Genomic DNA, 15258 nt, shown 5'->3' on the forward strand with positions numbered 1-15258 from the left:
CACTTATCCCTCCGCCCGGGGATCTCGAGTCCATCCTCTACACCGTCTACGTGGCCTCCATGGCCGCCGGCGCGCTCCTGTTCATTACCTGGTCTCGTGACCCGAAGGGCGTTCCGGTCTGGGAGTACCTGGTCGCCGCGATCATCCCGGTGTGGTCGGGCCTCGCCTACCTCGCGATGGGGCTGGGCCTGGGGACCGTCGAGGTCGCCGGTCAGACGACCTATTGGGCCCGCTACGCCGATTGGGTGGTCACGACCCCGCTCCTCCTGGCGGCCCTCTGGATGACGGCGACGACGCGCTCCGACAAGCGGCCCCACGTCCCGACGCTCCTCACGCTCGTCGCCGCCGACGTGGTGATGATCCTGTCCGGTCTCGTCGCGGACCTGTCCGAGGGCAGCGCGCGCCTCGTGTTCTACGGCGTCGGCGTGGCCGCATTGGCGGTCGTGTTCTGGACGGCGTTCACGTCGCTGCGCCGGGTGGCCCATCAGGACGCCGCAGTGGGGCGGATCTACGACCGCGTCGCCCTCTACCTCGCCCTGTTCTGGGTCGGCTACCCGCTCACCTGGATCCTCGGGCCGTCGGGCTTCGGGGTCGTCGGCCAGGACGTCGACACGGCGCTGTTCATCTTGCTGCCGATCTTTTCCAAGGTCGGGTTCAGCGTCTACGACCTGAGCCTGCTCCGCCGGCTGAGCACCGAGGGCGCGCGGGTCCCGGCGCGCCCCGCTTGATCACCGAGCCGGGCCCGCAACGGGTGCGCCGTGGCCTCCCCGAGTGTCTCGCGGTGGGAGTTCGGGGCGGGCACGGCAGAGGAGAAGGGGCCGTCGTCCCTGTGGATCTCGCTGCGCCGAGGGTGACATCGCCCGCCTCGGTGGCTCCCCGGAGCCCGCCGAGGCCGGAGGTGTGGGTACCATCGGGCGTCCCCCCGCCCCGCCATGCCGCCCGAGATCGACCCGACCTGGACCAGCCTCCTCCCACCGATCCTCGCCATCGGCCTCGCCATCGGGACGCGGCAGGTGTACCTCTCGCTCGGGGCCGGCGTGTGGCTGGGCTACACGATCCTGGCCGGGTGGAACCCGCTCGCTGGCCTCGGCGGTGCCATTGAGGGGGCCGTCGGCGTGTTCGGGGACGCCGGCAACACGCGCGTGCTGTTGTTCACGCTCGTCATCGGGGCGCTCATCGCGACGGTCGAGGCGTCGGGCGGCGTCCGCGGGTTCATCGACACGCTCGAGAAACGGGGCTGGGCGTCGTCGAAGCGCGGGGCGCGGCTGTTGTCGTTCCTCGTCGGGATCGTCATCTTCATCGAGTCGAACATCACGGTGCTCGTGGCCGGCGCCGTGTCGCGCCCGCTGTTCGACCGCCAGCGGAGCAGCCGCGAGATGCTGGCCTACCTCATCGACTCGACGAGCGCGGCCGTCTGCATCCTCATCCCGCTCAACGCGTGGGGCGCCTACGTCCTCGGGCTCCTCAACGAGCAGGGCGTCGAGGAGCCGCTCCGCCTGTTCGTCCAGTCGATCCCGTTCAACATCTACGCCATCGCCGCGGTGCTCCTGGCCGGCGTCGTGGCCGTCACCGGCTGGGCGTGGGGACCGATGAAGCGGGCCGAGGACCGGGCCTCGCGCGGCGAGCTGTTCGATCCCGCCGCGGCGCCCGACGTGGACGAGTCGGCCCTCGTGCCGGAGCCGATCGGGACGATCCCGCCGCGCCTCGTCAACATGCTGGTGCCGCTGGGGGTGATGGTCGTCATGATGCCCGTCGGGCTCCTCGTCACGGGCGACGGCAACCTCCTCGACGGGTCGGGCTCGACGAGCGTGCTGTGGGCCGTGCTGAGTGGCCTCCTGGTGGCGTGGGTCCTCATGCTCGTCCAGCGCGGGATGACGGTCGAGCAGCTCACGACGACCGGGCTGAAAGGGGCGGGCGGGATGCTCGGGATGGCCTTCGTGCTCCTGCTCGCCCTCTCGCTCGGGAGCATCACGCGCGAGCTGGGGGCCGGCGTCTATGTCGCCTCCGGCGTGGCCGAGGCAGGCGTGGGGCCGGCGCTCCTCTTGCCGCTCGTGTTCGTCACCGGCGCGTTCGTCGCGTTCTCGACCGGGACGAGCTGGGGCACGTTCGCCATCATGATCCCGATCGCCGTTCCGGCCGCGGCGGCGCTCGGGCTGCCGCTCGCGCCGTTCCTCGCCGCGTCGCTGGCCGGCGGCATCTTCGGCGACCACGCCTCGCCGATCTCCGACACGACGATCGTCTCGTCGCTGGCCGCCGCCACGGACCACATCTCGCACGTCCGGACGCAGCTGCCGTACGCGCTCCTCGCGGGCAGCGTCGCCATCGTGGGGTTCGCCCTCATCGGCGCGCTCGTGTAGCCGGGAGGGGGCCGCCTCGGCGGCTGACCCGCCGAGGCGGGCGGGGTGGCTGCGCCGCCGCTCTGCGGTCAGGCGCGGAGCCGCTCGTTCTCCTCGGTCAGCCGGGCGACCTCCTGGATCGAGCCCTTGAGGTGGGCGCGGAGGTTCTCGTGCTCCTCCCGGAGGGCGGCGAGGTCGCGCTTGAGCTGGTCGATCTCGGCCTTCACCTCGCGGAGGCGGGCCTTCGGGACTCGGATCGTGTCGGCGTCGTCGCTCATGTCGGGGCGTGGCGCCCGGCGGTGGGGTCGGCCGAAAGCTACGGCGGGGGCGGCCTCAGCGCCGCCCGCCGTCCGGCGCGTTGTCGATGGGCTGCGGCCGGTAGTTCTCGTCGTCGTTGGCCGGCGGCGGCGGGGTCTCGCGGCCGAGGGCGTCGGCGCCGGGCAGGCGCGGGATGTCCTCGGACGTCACGGCCGCCTCCTGCTCCAGCGTCGTGCGCGCCACGCCGCTCCCGTCCGTCGCCCCGACGATGACGCGGTACGTGCCGGCCGAGGGGAGCGTCAGGCGAAGCCGCGCGCGGTCGCCGTCGGGCGAGGCCGGCGTCCGCTCGCCGTCGGGCCCGACGAGCGTGAGCGACGGCGTGAACCCCTCGGCGCGGACCTCGAGGCGGACCCGGTCGCCGACGCGGCCGCGGATCGAGTAGGTCTGGGTGTCGCCGGCCTGGAGCGAGTCGGTCACGGCCTGGCCGTTCGTCGGGAGCGTCCGCGTCACGACCTGCTCGGGCTCCTCGGCCGCCTCGACGGCGAGCTGGACCGTGTAGGCCCCGGTCTTCCCGGCCGATTGCGACGTGACGACGAGCGTGTGCGTCCCGTCGCGCTGGGGCGTGAACACGAACGTGACCACGCCACCGGCCCGGCCCGTCTCGCCGCTCACGGCCCCGCCTGGGCCCTCCATCTGGACGACCGGCGCGAACGCGCTCGACCGGACGGTCACGGTGTGCTCGCGGCCGGCCGCGCCCGTGAACCGGTAGCGGTCGCGGAAGAAGCCCTCGACGCGCTCGCTGAACTTCCCGAGCTCGGCCTGGACCGCCGAGCCGTTCGGCGTGAGCGGGCGGACCGGGTTCTCGCTCACGATCCGGAACGCGTAGTCGCCCGTCTCGCCCGGCCGGCGCGCGGCGATGAGGATCCGGTAAAGGCCTGGCCCGCGGAGGCCGGTCACGGCCACGACGCGCGCGCCCGTGTCGGGGTCGTCGGAGAGCGTCTCGGCCTCGACGCGGTCGCCCTCGGGCGTCTCGACCACGAGGTCCGGGAAGAAGTCCTCGGAGGAGGCGCGGAAGGCGAGGACGGCGCCGGACGAGTCGGCGGCGAACGTGTAGAGGTCCTGGTAGCGCCCGTCGGGCGTCTGGTAGTCGCCTTCGGCGAGCGAGCCCTCGACGAGGCTCGGCTCGGCGATGACGATGGCCTGGGGCCCGGTCGGGCCCGCCGGCGTGTCGTCGGTCTCGACGACGGTCGTGTCGTTGCCGTCACGGAGCATCCCCACGACGACGATGCCGAGCACGACGAGCCCGGCCACGCCCACGGCCACGAGGAGCCACGTCAGCCAGCGGCCCTTCGGCTCCTCGGGCGGGGGCGCCGGGCGGGCGGCGCCTCGGGCGGGCGGTCGCGGCGCCGCGGTCGCAGCGCCGTCGCCTGCGCTCAGCGCGGCCGAGACGTCCCACGCGGCGGCGCGGCGGTGGCCGTTGGGGCAGCCGCCGAGGGCCTCCCACGTCTCGCGCAGCGACACGGTCCCGCACGCGTCGCACATCACGACCTCGTTGGTCGGGCGGAAGGGGGTGCGGGTCAGCGGATCGGCGACGCGGGCGCGGAGGAAGCGGGCGTCGGCGTCGGCGTCGAGGCGGTGGAACTCGGGCACGGCGGTCACGGGCAGAGGGGCGGTCAAGCTAGCGCGCGCCGCGCGGGGCGTCCTTCACGGGACCGCCGCCAGCGGGGCCGGCGGGCCCTCTCGCGTAGCCGAGGTCCAACGCTCCGGGCCGCCCCCGTCGTCTGTCTCCCCCCGCCTCGGCACCGAGGCGGAGGCACCCGGCGGGCTACCCCGAGATGAGCCGCATGAACTCGGACCGCGTGTTCGCGTTGTCGAGGAAGACGCCGCTCATGGCGCTCGTCGTCGTCATCGAGTTCTGCTTCTCGGCGCCCCGCATCATCATGCAGAGGTGCTGGGCCTCGATGACGACGGCCACGCCCTCCGGCTTCAGCACGCGGTCGACGGCGTCGCGGATCTCGAGCGTCAGCCGCTCCTGGACCTGGAGCCGCCGCGCGAACACGTCCACCACGCGCGGGATCTTGCTCAGCCCGACGATGTGCCCGTTCGGGATGTAGGCCACATGGGCCTTGCCGAAGAACGGGAGCGCGTGGTGCTCGCAGAGGCTGTAGACCTCGATGTCCTTAACGAGGACCATCTCGGAGTAGTCCTCGGCGAAGAGGGCCGAGCGCAGCACCTTGTCGGGGTCGAGCCCGTAGCCGTGCGTCAGGAATTGCCACGCTTTGGCGACGCGCTCGGGCGTCTTCAGCAGGCCCTCGCGCTCGGGGTCCTCGCCGACGAGTTCGAGCTGGCGCTTCGAGAGCGCGGCGAGCTCGGCCGTCGTGTCGTCGTGGTAGACGTCCTGCCGCTCGTAGAGGAGCGGGCTGGCGTCTTTTACGGCGAGGTCGCTCGCCCCGCCCTCGTGCTGCTCGTTACTCGCCACGGTAGACCACGGAGTTGTTGGGCGTCTCGCGGAGGACGATCTCGTGGAGCCCCGGCACGTGCGGCGCGAGTTGCTCCCAGATGGCGACCGCGAGCGTTTCGGTCGACGTCTTCTTGCCCTCCAAGAAGGGGACGTCGAGGTTCAGGTTCTTGTGGTCGAGCGGCTCGACCACGCGCTCTTCGAGGACCCGTTTCAGGTCGGCGAGGTCGACCACGAAGCCGGTGTCGGGATCGGGCTCGCCGGCCACAGTCACGTCGAGCTCGTAGTTGTGGCCGTGCCAGTTGGGGCTGTTGCACTTCCCGAACGTCGCCCGATTCCACTCGTCGGACTGGTCCGGGTTGTGGAGGCGGTGGGCGGCGTTGAAGTGGGCCTTGCGGGTGACGTAGACCGTCGGCATGGCAGATCGGCGGGGGGCCGTCGGGTACCGCCCGCCGCGCGCGCCGTTCCGGCCGGCTCCCCTCCGCCTCGGTGAGTCCGCGGGCGTGCCGAGGCGGGGCTACGCGTAGGCGTCGGCCGGGTCGAGGGCGGCGAGGTCCACGAAGAACGCCGCGATCCGCTCGGCACAGGCGTCGACGAACGCCGCGCCGGCCTCGGGCGTCGCCTCACGCGGGTCGCCGACGCCCGTGTCGGCCGTGACCTGCCGCCAGTCGCGCGGCGCCCAGGCCCACCCCTCGTTGAAGGCGTCGACGCGCCACCGGCGGGCCGCCCCGTCGCCGGCCTCGGCGAGCGGGCGGACGAGGTCGGGCCGGAGGTGCATCACGGCGGCCGTCTCGAGCGCGCCCGCGTGGTCGCCGGGCTCGGCGAAGAACGGCCGGGCGTCGGCCGCGCGCCACCAGTCGAGCGCGCAGAGGAACACGTCGGTTTTCGCCTGGAGCTCGCGGACGAGCGGCTTGAAGTCGTTCCCGCCGTGCCCGTTGACGATCGCGAGCCGCCCGATCCCCGCGGCCTCCAGGCTGGCCACCACGTCGCGCAGCACGAGCGCCTGCGTCGACGGCCGCATCTCGACGGTCGGCCCCAGACCAAGCTGCATTGCGTTCGACCCGAACGGGACGGCGGGCAGCACGAGCACGCGGGCGCCGCGCTCCCACGCCCGCCGCGCGGCCTCCGTTGCCACGCCGCCGGCCAGGATCACGTCCGTGGCGTACGGCAGGTGGAGGTTGTGGGGCTCCGTCGCCCCCCACGGCAGGACGGCGAGGTCGTAGGCGGTGTCGCGGGCGTCGGCCCAGGTGATCTCGGCGAGGACGTAGGGGCGCACGGTCGGCAGGGGAGGGGGCGGGCGTACGCCTGCCGAGGCCCGACGGTCCGCCCCGACACGACGAGGCCCCCCGCGAGCCGTCGCCGCGGGGGGCCTGCCGAGCGAGTGAGGTCGTGGCAGTTAGAACGCGAGGTCGCCCATGACCGGGTCGGCGGCCATCTTCGGGTCCGGGCCGTACTCGTTCGGGCCGGAGTCCCCCTCGATGACCATGAAGTAGATGAGCACGAGGCCGAGCAGCGGGATGAGCCCGAGCAGGAGGAGCCAGCCCGTCTTGCCCGTGTCGTGGAGCCGGCGGATCGACACGGCGATCCCGGGGACGATCACGGCGAGCGCGTACCCGATGTACACGAGGTAGCCGAGCCACCCGAGCGGCTCCCAGATCGCGCCGAGGATGCCCGCAACGATCGACAGGCCGATCATGATGCCGACGTTGATGAGCGTAAACATCCAGTACTCCTTCCGGCGCGCGCGCCCGTCGAAGTCGGCGTAGTGGTTCTTGAGGACGTCGAGGTACCACTCCATGGAGGTAGGAGGCTGTGGGAGGGAAGTCGGGGGGCTGCCCTGAGATACGGCAAACTGGCCATATAGAGGTCAACTCCCTCGCTTCGATGGGCCCGTCTCGGCGGCCCACTCCCATTCAGCTCCCCCGTCGTCGGCGCATGACCCGTCGGCCCGGTGCGGGCGGAGGCGGGTGAAAGGGGCGGGGTCGACCATGTGAAGGGAAACCGAGCGCCGGCCCGCACGCTCGAAGCCTTGACGACGACGCACGCCGTCGAGCTGAGCCAGGGGCCCGCTGGCCCGACGCTCACGCGCTCCCGCGACGTCGCGTACTTACGACGAACGCATCCGCTCGCAGGAACGCCGCCCGCCTCCCTCCGCCTCGGCGTGCCGACGGGGGCCCCGAGGCGGGGCGAGTCCGGCAGTCGCAGGGCCCCGCCCGCCGGTACCTTTCGGGCCCGTCCTCCCCGCGTCCGATGCCGCCCGTCTCCCTCCCCCACGACCGCGAGGTCACGCCCGACCTCGCCCGCGAGCACGGCCTCACCGACGACGAGTACGCCCGCGTCTGCGAGATCCTCGGTCGCACGCCGACCTACACCGAGCTCGGCGTCTACTCGGTGATGTGGAGCGAGCACTGCTCGTACAAGAACTCGATCGCCATCCTCAAGACGCTCCCGCGCGACGGCGAGAACCTCCTCGCGGCGGCCGGCGACGAGAACGCCGGCCTCGTCGACATCGGCGACGGGCTGGCGGTCGCGTTCAAGATCGAGAGCCACAACCACCCGAGCGCCGTCGAGCCGTACCAGGGCGCGGCGACGGGCGTCGGCGGCATCCAGCGGGACATCTTTACGATGGGCGCCCGGCCCATCGCGAGTCTCAACAGCCTCCGGTTCGGGAGCCTCGACAATCCGCGCGTGCGGTTCCTCTTCGACGGGGTTGTCCGCGGGATCGGCGGCTACGGCAACTCGTTCGGCGTGCCGACGGTGGCCGGCGAGGTCGTGTTCGACCCGGCCTACGAGGGCAACCCGCTCGTCAACGCGATGTCGGTCGGGATCGTCAAGGTCGGGGAGACCGTGAGCGCGACGGCGGCCGGCGTCGGCAACCCGGTCTACATCGTCGGCTCCTCGACCGGCCGCGACGGGATCCACGGGGCGACGTTCGCGAGCGAGGAGATCTCGGAGGAGAGCGAGGCGAAGCGTCCGAGCGTCCAGGTCGGCGACCCGTTCACGGAGAAGCTGCTCCTGGAGGCGTCGCTGGAAGCCATCAAGACCGGCGCCGTCGTCGGGATGCAGGACATGGGCGCGGCCGGGATCACGTGCTCCTCGTCGGAGATGAGCGAGAAGGGCGGCGTCGGGATGGACCTCCAACTGGACCGGACGCCGCAGCGCGAGACGGGCATGACGCCGTACGAGCTCCTCCTGAGCGAGAGCCAGGAGCGGATGCTCGTGGTCGTCGAGAAGGGCCGCGAGGCGGAGGTCGAGGCCGTCTTCGAGAAGTGGGACCTCCACGCCGTCCAGATCGGCGAGGTCACCGATACCGAGCGCGTCCGCGTGTTCTGGAATGGGGATCTGGTGGTCGACGTCCCGGCGGAGTCCCTCGTGCTCGGCGGCGGGGCGCCGGTCTACCACCGCGAGACGTCCCGCCCGACGTACCTCGACGCGACCCAGTCCGCCGACCTCGGCGCGCTCGCGGACCTGACCGGCGAGACGGCTGGCGACGCGCTGGTGAAGCTCATGGGCTCGCCGAACGTGGCGTCGAAGCGGTGGGTGTTCGAGCAGTACGACCACGAGGTGCGCACGAACACGGTCTCCGGGCCGGGCCCGACGGACGCCGCGGTCGTCCGCCTCAAGGGCACCGGGACCGACGGCGGCCCCGAGCGCGGGCTCGCCATGAAGACCGACTGCAACGGGCGCTACGTCTACCTCAACCCGCGCCGCGGGGGCCGGATCGCGGTCGCCGAGGCGGCGCGGAACGTCGTCTGCGCCGGCGGCAGGCCGCTGGCGGTGACCAACTGCCTCAACTTCGGCAACCCGTACAAGCCCGAGGTCTACTGGCAGTTCACCGAGGCCGTCGGCGGGATGGGCGACGCGTGCCGCGCGTTCGACACGCCGGTCACGGGCGGGAACGTGAGCTTCTACAACGAGAACCCCGACGGCGCCATCTTCCCGACGCCGACGATCGGGATGGTCGGGCTGGTCGAGGACGTCGAGCGGGACACGACGACGGCCGCCTTCGTGGCGCCCGGCGACGTGCTCCTGCTGGTGTCGCCCGCCGGGTGGTGGCAGACGGGCGGGATCGAGGCGAGCGAGTACCTCCACCACGTCCACGGTCAGACGGCCGGGGACGCGCCGCACCTCGACCTGGGGGAGGAGAAGGCCGTGCAGGCCGCCGTGCTCGACGCGATCCGCGCCGGCCGCGTCCGCTCGGCGCACGACGTGTCGGACGGCGGGCTGGCGGTCTGCCTCGCCGAGAGCGCCGTGTTCGCCGGCCTCGGCGCCGACGTGGCCCTCCCCGAGACGGGCGCCCGGCTCGACGCGATTCTCTTCGGGGAGGCCCAGAGCCGCGTGGTCCTGTCCGTCGCCCCCGACGACGCCGAGGCGGTCCGCGCGCTCGCCGAGGCGGCCGGGGCTCAGGCGCTCCCCATCGGGACCGTCACGGACGGGCCGCTGCGCGTGTCCGTCGGTGCGAGCCACGTGCTGGAGGTGTCCGTCGACGCGCTCCGCCGGCCGTACGAGACGGCGATCCCGGAGGCGATGGGCGAGGCGGTCGCGGCCGTCTGATCAGCCATCCCCGCCTCGGCGCCGAGGCGGGCGGGCTCAGGCCTCGATCTCCTCCAGATCCTGGACCTCCGCGGGCCGCGCGGTCTCCCCGCGCGGGAGCACGACCGTCACGGCCGTCCCCGACCGCCAGCGGCTCTCGACCGAGATCGTCCCGCCCATGAGCCGGACGAGCCGCTCGGAGATGGCCAGGCCGAACCCGCCGCCCGGCCGCTCGAAGCCCTGGAAGAGCGTCCGCTGCGCGTCCTCCGGGATCCCGATCCCCGTGTCGATTACGCGGACCGAGACGTCCTTTGCGTCGGCGTCGATCTCGACCGTCACGCCGCCCTTCTCCGTGTAGCGGACGCCGTTGCCGACGAGGTGGGCCAGGACCCGTCCCAGCGCGTTGGCGTCGAGCGTGGCCGGGATCTCGTCGTAGGCCGGCTCGACGTCGAGCGCGACCCCCTTGTCCTCGGCGTAGTGGCGGAGGGGCGCGACGGCGGCCTCGACCGCGTCGACGACGTCGAGCGAGGCCGGGCGGAGCGTCTCGCGGCGCGCGTCGAGCGTGGCGAGGTCGAGGACCGAGTCGAGCGTGGCGAGGAGCCGCTGGCCGCCGGCCGCGATGGCGTCGACGAGGCCGCGCTGGGCCTCGTCGACCTCCTCGCGGAGGATCTCGGTGAACCCGACGACCGACGTCAGCGGCGTCCGGATCTCGTGGCTCAGCGAGGCGAGGTACTGGCTCCGTACGCGGGCGGCCTCCTCGGCGTGGTCGCGGGCCTCGGCCAGCGCGCGCTCGCGCGCCCGGCGTTCGCCGACGTCGCGACCGACGGAGAGCACGCGGCGCCGGCCGTCGACTTCGATCGTCTCCGAGACGAGGTCGAGGAGGACCGGGGCGCCGCTCGGCCCGCTCACGCGGACGTCGGCGCGGGCCCGGCCCGCCGTGGCGGCCTTCGTGAGGTGAGTCCGGAGCGTGGCCCGGTCGGCCACGGCGACGGCGTCGAGGAGCGAGAGCGACGGGCTCGGCGTGGCGAGGCTGAGCGCGGCCTGCCCGGCCCGGTTCGTCCACAGTCCCGAGCCGTCGGGGTCGTGGACGAGGACGACGTCGGGCGCGTGCTCCACGAGCCGACGGTAGCGCGCCTCCGACGCCACGACCGATGCGTGCTCGCGTTCCAGCCGGCCACGGACGACGGCCGCCGCCGCCGCGGCCCCGATCGCGAGGCCGAGCCCGACTCCGAGCCCGACCGCGAGGGGGACCGACACGGCGAGGGCGACGAGCATTCCGACGGAGACGAGACCGAACATGGGTTAGGCGGGAACGCCGAAGGCGGTGGGGGGCGCGGCGTGGGACGAGGCGCCGTCCGCCCGGACGGCCTCGCGCGTCGCGACGAGCTCTTCGGGCGACGGGATGTGGGGGATCTCGGGCGGCGCCTCGGGCGCGTCCGCGTTGGGGGCGTGGAGCGGGAGGGCCACCTCAAACAGCGTGCCCTCGCCCTTCTGGCTCCACACGCGGATCTCGCCGCCCATCAGGTCCACGAGCCGCCTCGTGATGGCCAGCCCGAGGCCGGTCCCCTCGAAGTCGCGGCCGTGGCCGTGGGACTCCTGCTTGAACGCCTCGAACAGCTCGGGCAGGAACGCCTCCGAGATTCCGACGCCCGTGTCCTGGACGCGGATGGCGAAAAAGTCGGGCGCGGCGTGGAGCGACACGCGGACCTCGCCGCGCTCGGTGAACTTGATCGCGTTGCCGACGAGGTTCGTCACGACGCGGCCGAGGGCCGGCTCGGAGTGCGTGGCCGGCACCGACGACGCCGTCGACTGGAGGTGGAGCCCGAGCCCCTTCTGTTTGGCGAGGGGCGCCAGGAGCGCGACCGACTCGCGCACGACGACGGCCGCGTCGATCGGCTCCGGCAGGACCCCGGCCCGCTCGGCGTCGAGGCGGGCGAAGTCGAGGATGTCGTTGAGTGTGTCGAGCAGGCGCTGGCCGCCCGTCCGGATCGTGTCGGCGTACTCGTAGAGGTCGTCGGCGACCTCCTCCCGGAGGATGTCGGCGAAGCCGAGGATGGCCGTGAGCGGCGTCCGGATCTCGTGGCTCATGTTGGCCAGGATCGCGCTCTTGAGGCGGGCGGCCTCCTCGGCCTGCTCGCGGGCCTCCTCGGCGGCCGAGATGGCCGAGAGGAGGCCGTGCTCGTAGGCCCGGCGCTCGGTCACGTTCCGGGCGATGGCGACGAACGTCCGACCCTCCTGGAGCCGGCGCGTCACGATCTCGTAGGGGACGTGGGTGTGGTCGGCCCAGGTCAGCTCGAGGACCCCCGAGGCCGACCCCTTCTGGTCGGCCTCGGCGAGGTGGAGCGAGGCCTCGTCCTCGTCGGCGGCGAGCTGGGCGAGGCGGACCGAGCGCCCGTCCGGTCGGTCGCCGTTGACGTCGATCCCGAAGGCCCGCTGGGCGGCCCGGTTGGCCTCGATGACCTCCCCGCCTCGCTTCACGTCCAGGAGCAGGACGGGGTCGGCCGCTGCGTTGAAGAGGTGGCCGTAGCGGACCTCCGAGGCCCGGAGGGCCTCCGATCGCTTCCGTACCTGGCGCCGGAGGAGGACGGCCCACAACACCGCGATGAGGAGCAGCCCGGCCACGCCGAGCGCCCCGTTGCGGTATTCGGTCGGCGAGAGCCCGGCCTTCTTGACGTCGCCGTCGACGAGCGGGTAGACGAGGTACGAGCCGTCGTAAGGCGGCTGAGGGTCGTACTGGGCCGCGATGCCGCGGACGCGCGCGTAGTCGCCGATCCGGACGGCGTCGAACGAGACGGGCGCCGGCCGGAGCGTGTAGGCGAAGACCTGAATGAGGTCGGTCCCGCTCAACAGGATCATGATCCGCCCACCGGGGGTGTTCTCGATCTCGAGCACCCGGCCCTCGACGACGACGAGCTCGCCCTCGTGGCCCTCGATGTCGGGTCCGGAGCCCCCGTCGGGCCGCTTGTCCGGGGTCAGCCGGGCGGGCTCGATCTCGCGCGCCGGGCCGGGGAGGGCCCGGGCCTCGGGGTTCTGCAGCTCCAGCATCCCGTCGCGGAACCCGAGCGTCCCGGCGAGACGGAGGCTGTCGCCGGAGAGGACGGCGTCGGCGTCGGGGGGGAAGACGAGGCGGAGCCCGCCGGTGCCGTCCTGGACGTACGCCTCGCCGAGCCCGGCCCGGATGAGCCCCGTCCCGGCCGTCACCCGCCCCGTCACGACGACGCGCTTGCCGACCCGGTCGGGGACGCCGTCGCCGTCACCGTCGTTGCGGAGGGAGCGGATGGACGAGAGGTCGCCCTCGCCGGCCGTCTGGGCGTGCGGCGTCCCGGCCGCGCACAGGCAGGCGAGCGCGGCGATCCAGAGGACGCGGGGGCGGAAGCGGGGCACGGTGGCTGGGGGTGCGCCTCGTGTATCGTCCGCCCCCACTCGCTGGATAAGCGCCGGCCCGTCAGGACGGACTCCCTCCTACAGCGCGTTCGCCCCGTAGCTTGCCCCGATGCCGACTCCGTAAGAGCGCGCCCGGACGCCCCGTCTGAGCCCTCGACAGACTCTGAGAACGAACCCGGCACCGTCCGGGCCGTATCCACACGACCCAACCCACCTTATCCAATGTCCGCCTACGTCACCGGCACCGACGCCAACTTCGAAGCCGAGGTCCTCAACAGCGACCAGCCCGTCCTCGTCGACTTCTGGGCCACCTGGTGCGGCCCCTGCCGCACGATCGCGCCCACCATCGAGGAGATCGCCTCCGAGTACGACGGGAAGGCGAAGGTGGTCAAGCTCGACGTCGACAACAACCCGCAGACGGCGATGAAGTACGGGATCCGCTCGATCCCCTCGCTCCTGTTCTTCAAGGACGGGAAGCCCGTCGACCAGATGGTCGGCGTGGTGCCGAAGCGGGTCCTCGCCGAGAAGCTCGACACGCTCGCCGGCCAGGCCGCGTAACGCCCGCCGGCCCGAGCCCTCGGGGGCGCCGCCCACCGGTGGCGCCCCCGCGTTTTTAGTTCGTCTCTGCTCATGACCGATCTGCCCACCCCCCTCCCCGACGGCCTCGACTGGGGCGCCGCCGAGCGCCACGCTGTCGTCATCGTCGGGACCGGCCCGGCCGGGTTCACCGCCGCCCTCTACGCCGCCCGCGCCGGCCTCGACCCGCTCGTGGTCCAGGGCCCGGCCCCCGGCGGCCAGCTCACGACCACGACCGACGTCGAGAACTTCCCCGGCTACCCCGACGGCGTCATGGGGCCAGACCTCATGCAGGACTTCGAGAAGCAGGCCGTCCGGTTCGGCGCCGTGCTCCGCTGGGGGACCGTCACGCACGTCGACTTCTCCGAGACCCCGCACAAGCTCGTGATCGACGAGACGACGCCGATCCTGGCCGACGCCGTGATCGGGTCGACGGGCGCGAGTGCGAAGTACCTGGGGCTGGAGAACGAGAAGCGCTTGCTGGGGCGCGGCGTCAGCGCGTGCGCGACGTGCGACGGCGCGTTCTTCCGCGACGAGGAGATCGCCATCGTGGGCGGCGGCGACACGGCCATGGAGGAGGCCCTCTTCCTGACCCGGTTCGCCTCGACGGTCCACGTGATCCACCGGCGCGACGCGTTCCGCGCCAGCCAGATCATGCAGGACCGCGTGCTCTCGAACGGGAAGGTCCAGGTCCACTGGAATACCGTCGTGACCGACGTGCTCGGCGACGACGCCGTGACGGGCCTCCGGCTGGAGGACACGGAGACCGGCGAGGCGCGCGAGCTGCCCGTGACGGGCTTCTTCGTCGCCATCGGCCACCAGCCGAACACCGACATCTTCCGCGGCTGGCTGGAGATGGACGACGCCGGCTACGTCCAGACGCACCCCGACTCGACGCACACCGACGTCGAGGGCGTCTTCGTCTGCGGCGACGCGCAGGACCACGTCTACCGCCAGGCCGTGACGGCGGCCGGGACCGGGTGCATGGCGGCCATCGACGCCGAGCGCTGGCTCGCCGAGCGCGACGTGATCGACGAGACGCGGACCGAGACGGAGTACCACGCGGCCCCGGCCGAGGACTCGGAGACCCACCGGCCCGTCGCCGAGTCCGAAGCGTAACCGGGCCGGTCCCGATCAGCATATGCGCGCCGCCGTCCTCGTCCTCCTGCTGCTGGCCCCGTCCGCCTCGGCACAGGTGGCGGCCCGGCTGGCCGACCTCCGCCTCGAGACGGCCGTCCGGCTCGCGCTCGTGGACGACGCGCGGACGCGGGCGCTCGACGTGGCGGTCGCGGCGCGCGACGGCGGCGTCGAGGTCCGCGGCGACGTGCCGCCGACGCTCCAGCCGCTCGTCGCCGAGATCGCGCGCGGCGTCCGGGGCGTCCGCGTCGTGGGCGGGGCCGCCGTCCCCGACCGGCCGGCGCCCTCGACCGACCGGGCGGCGGCGCCGCTCCGGGTCCAGCCGGTGCCCGAGGTGGAGCGGTCTGCGGCCCCGGTCCGGCCGACCTCGACCGACGCCGGCCCGACCTACCACACCGTCGAGCGCGGCGACACCCTCTTCTCGCTCGCCCGCCGCTACGACACGACGGTCCAGGCGATCCTCGACCTCAACGGCCGCGACTCGACGGACATCCGGATCGGCCAGCGGCTCCGCGTGCGGTAACGCCCGTTGCGGCACCGGCGCGGCGGGAGCGTTCTTGGGCCTCCCCCCCGATC

14 protein-coding genes are annotated in these 15258 nt (G+C 73.1%); 6 read left to right on the forward strand and 8 right to left on the reverse strand.

The window, feature by feature from the left end; translation table 11 throughout:
* The first annotated feature begins 32 nt into the window (after positions 1-32).
* Positions 33-728: a bacteriorhodopsin gene (locus tag BSZ37_RS04730; protein ID WP_281253043.1), complete on the forward strand. Its 696-nt coding sequence runs from the start codon at positions 33-35 to the stop codon at positions 726-728.
* 204 nt (positions 729-932) lie between these two features.
* A complete protein-coding gene (locus tag BSZ37_RS04735) occupies positions 933-2357 on the forward strand; it encodes a Na+/H+ antiporter NhaC family protein (protein ID WP_095509441.1) in 1425 nt (474 codons plus the stop codon).
* 68 nt (positions 2358-2425) lie between these two features.
* On the opposite strand, the gene BSZ37_RS04740 is transcribed toward BSZ37_RS04735, so the two are convergent.
* From BSZ37_RS04740 to BSZ37_RS04765, 6 genes are all read right to left on the reverse strand, one after another.
* Complete coding sequence (locus tag BSZ37_RS04740) at positions 2426-2614, reverse strand: hypothetical protein (protein ID WP_095509442.1); 189 nt, start codon at positions 2612-2614, stop codon at positions 2426-2428.
* 55 nt (positions 2615-2669) lie between these two features.
* On the reverse strand, positions 2670-4244 hold the full coding sequence (locus BSZ37_RS04745) for a hypothetical protein (protein WP_143537558.1): 1575 nt from the start codon (positions 4242-4244) through the stop codon (positions 2670-2672).
* Between the two features lie 175 nt (positions 4245-4419).
* Positions 4420-5073 (reverse strand): GTP cyclohydrolase I FolE, encoded by a 654-nt coding sequence (gene folE / locus BSZ37_RS04750; protein ID WP_095509444.1) that lies wholly within the window; start codon positions 5071-5073, stop codon positions 4420-4422.
* On the reverse strand, positions 5063-5470 hold the full coding sequence (locus BSZ37_RS04755) for a 6-carboxytetrahydropterin synthase (protein ID WP_095509445.1): 408 nt from the start codon (positions 5468-5470) through the stop codon (positions 5063-5065). The genes folE and BSZ37_RS04755 overlap by 11 nt, the downstream gene beginning before the upstream one ends.
* 99 nt (positions 5471-5569) lie before the next feature.
* The gene (locus tag BSZ37_RS04760; protein ID WP_095509446.1) at positions 5570-6328 is read right to left on the reverse strand and encodes a creatininase family protein; all 759 of its coding nucleotides are present in this window, start codon (positions 6326-6328) and stop codon (positions 5570-5572) included.
* A 120-nt stretch (positions 6329-6448) separates the two neighbouring features.
* The gene (locus BSZ37_RS04765) at positions 6449-6850 is read right to left on the reverse strand and encodes a DUF805 domain-containing protein (protein WP_095509447.1); all 402 of its coding nucleotides are present in this window, start codon (positions 6848-6850) and stop codon (positions 6449-6451) included.
* A 452-nt stretch (positions 6851-7302) separates the two neighbouring features.
* Between BSZ37_RS04765 and purL the strand changes: the two genes are divergently transcribed.
* Entirely contained in the window at positions 7303-9606 is a 2304-nt protein-coding gene (gene purL, locus BSZ37_RS04770; RefSeq protein ID WP_095509448.1) for a phosphoribosylformylglycinamidine synthase subunit PurL, read from the forward strand.
* Positions 9607-9642: 36 nt separating this feature from the next.
* Here purL and BSZ37_RS04775 read toward each other — a convergent pair whose 3' ends face one another.
* Both BSZ37_RS04775 and BSZ37_RS04780 read right to left on the reverse strand, forming a co-directional pair.
* Complete coding sequence (locus BSZ37_RS04775) at positions 9643-10884, reverse strand: sensor histidine kinase (protein WP_095509449.1); 1242 nt, start codon at positions 10882-10884, stop codon at positions 9643-9645.
* Positions 10885-10887: 3 nt separating this feature from the next.
* Positions 10888-12969 (reverse strand): PAS domain-containing sensor histidine kinase, encoded by a 2082-nt coding sequence (locus BSZ37_RS04780; protein WP_095509450.1) that lies wholly within the window; start codon positions 12967-12969, stop codon positions 10888-10890.
* Between the two features lie 222 nt (positions 12970-13191).
* On the opposite strand from BSZ37_RS04780, the gene trxA reads away from it, so the two are divergent.
* The 3 genes from trxA (at position 13192) to BSZ37_RS21400 (ending at position 15205) form a co-directional block, all read left to right on the forward strand.
* Entirely contained in the window at positions 13192-13527 is a 336-nt protein-coding gene (trxA, locus tag BSZ37_RS04785; RefSeq protein ID WP_095509451.1) for a thioredoxin, read from the forward strand.
* A gap of 72 nt (positions 13528-13599) precedes the next feature.
* Positions 13600-14664, forward strand: a complete 1065-nt coding sequence (trxB, locus tag BSZ37_RS04790) for a thioredoxin-disulfide reductase (RefSeq protein WP_095509452.1) — start codon at positions 13600-13602, stop codon at positions 14662-14664.
* A gap of 22 nt (positions 14665-14686) precedes the next feature.
* Positions 14687-15205, forward strand: coding sequence for a LysM peptidoglycan-binding domain-containing protein (locus tag BSZ37_RS21400; protein WP_143537559.1), 519 nt, complete (start codon positions 14687-14689; stop codon positions 15203-15205).
* Positions 15206-15258: the final 53 nt, after the last annotated feature.

Source organism: Rubrivirga marina, assembly GCF_002283365.1.
Lineage (GTDB): Bacteria > Bacteroidota > Rhodothermia > Rhodothermales > Rubricoccaceae > Rubrivirga > Rubrivirga marina.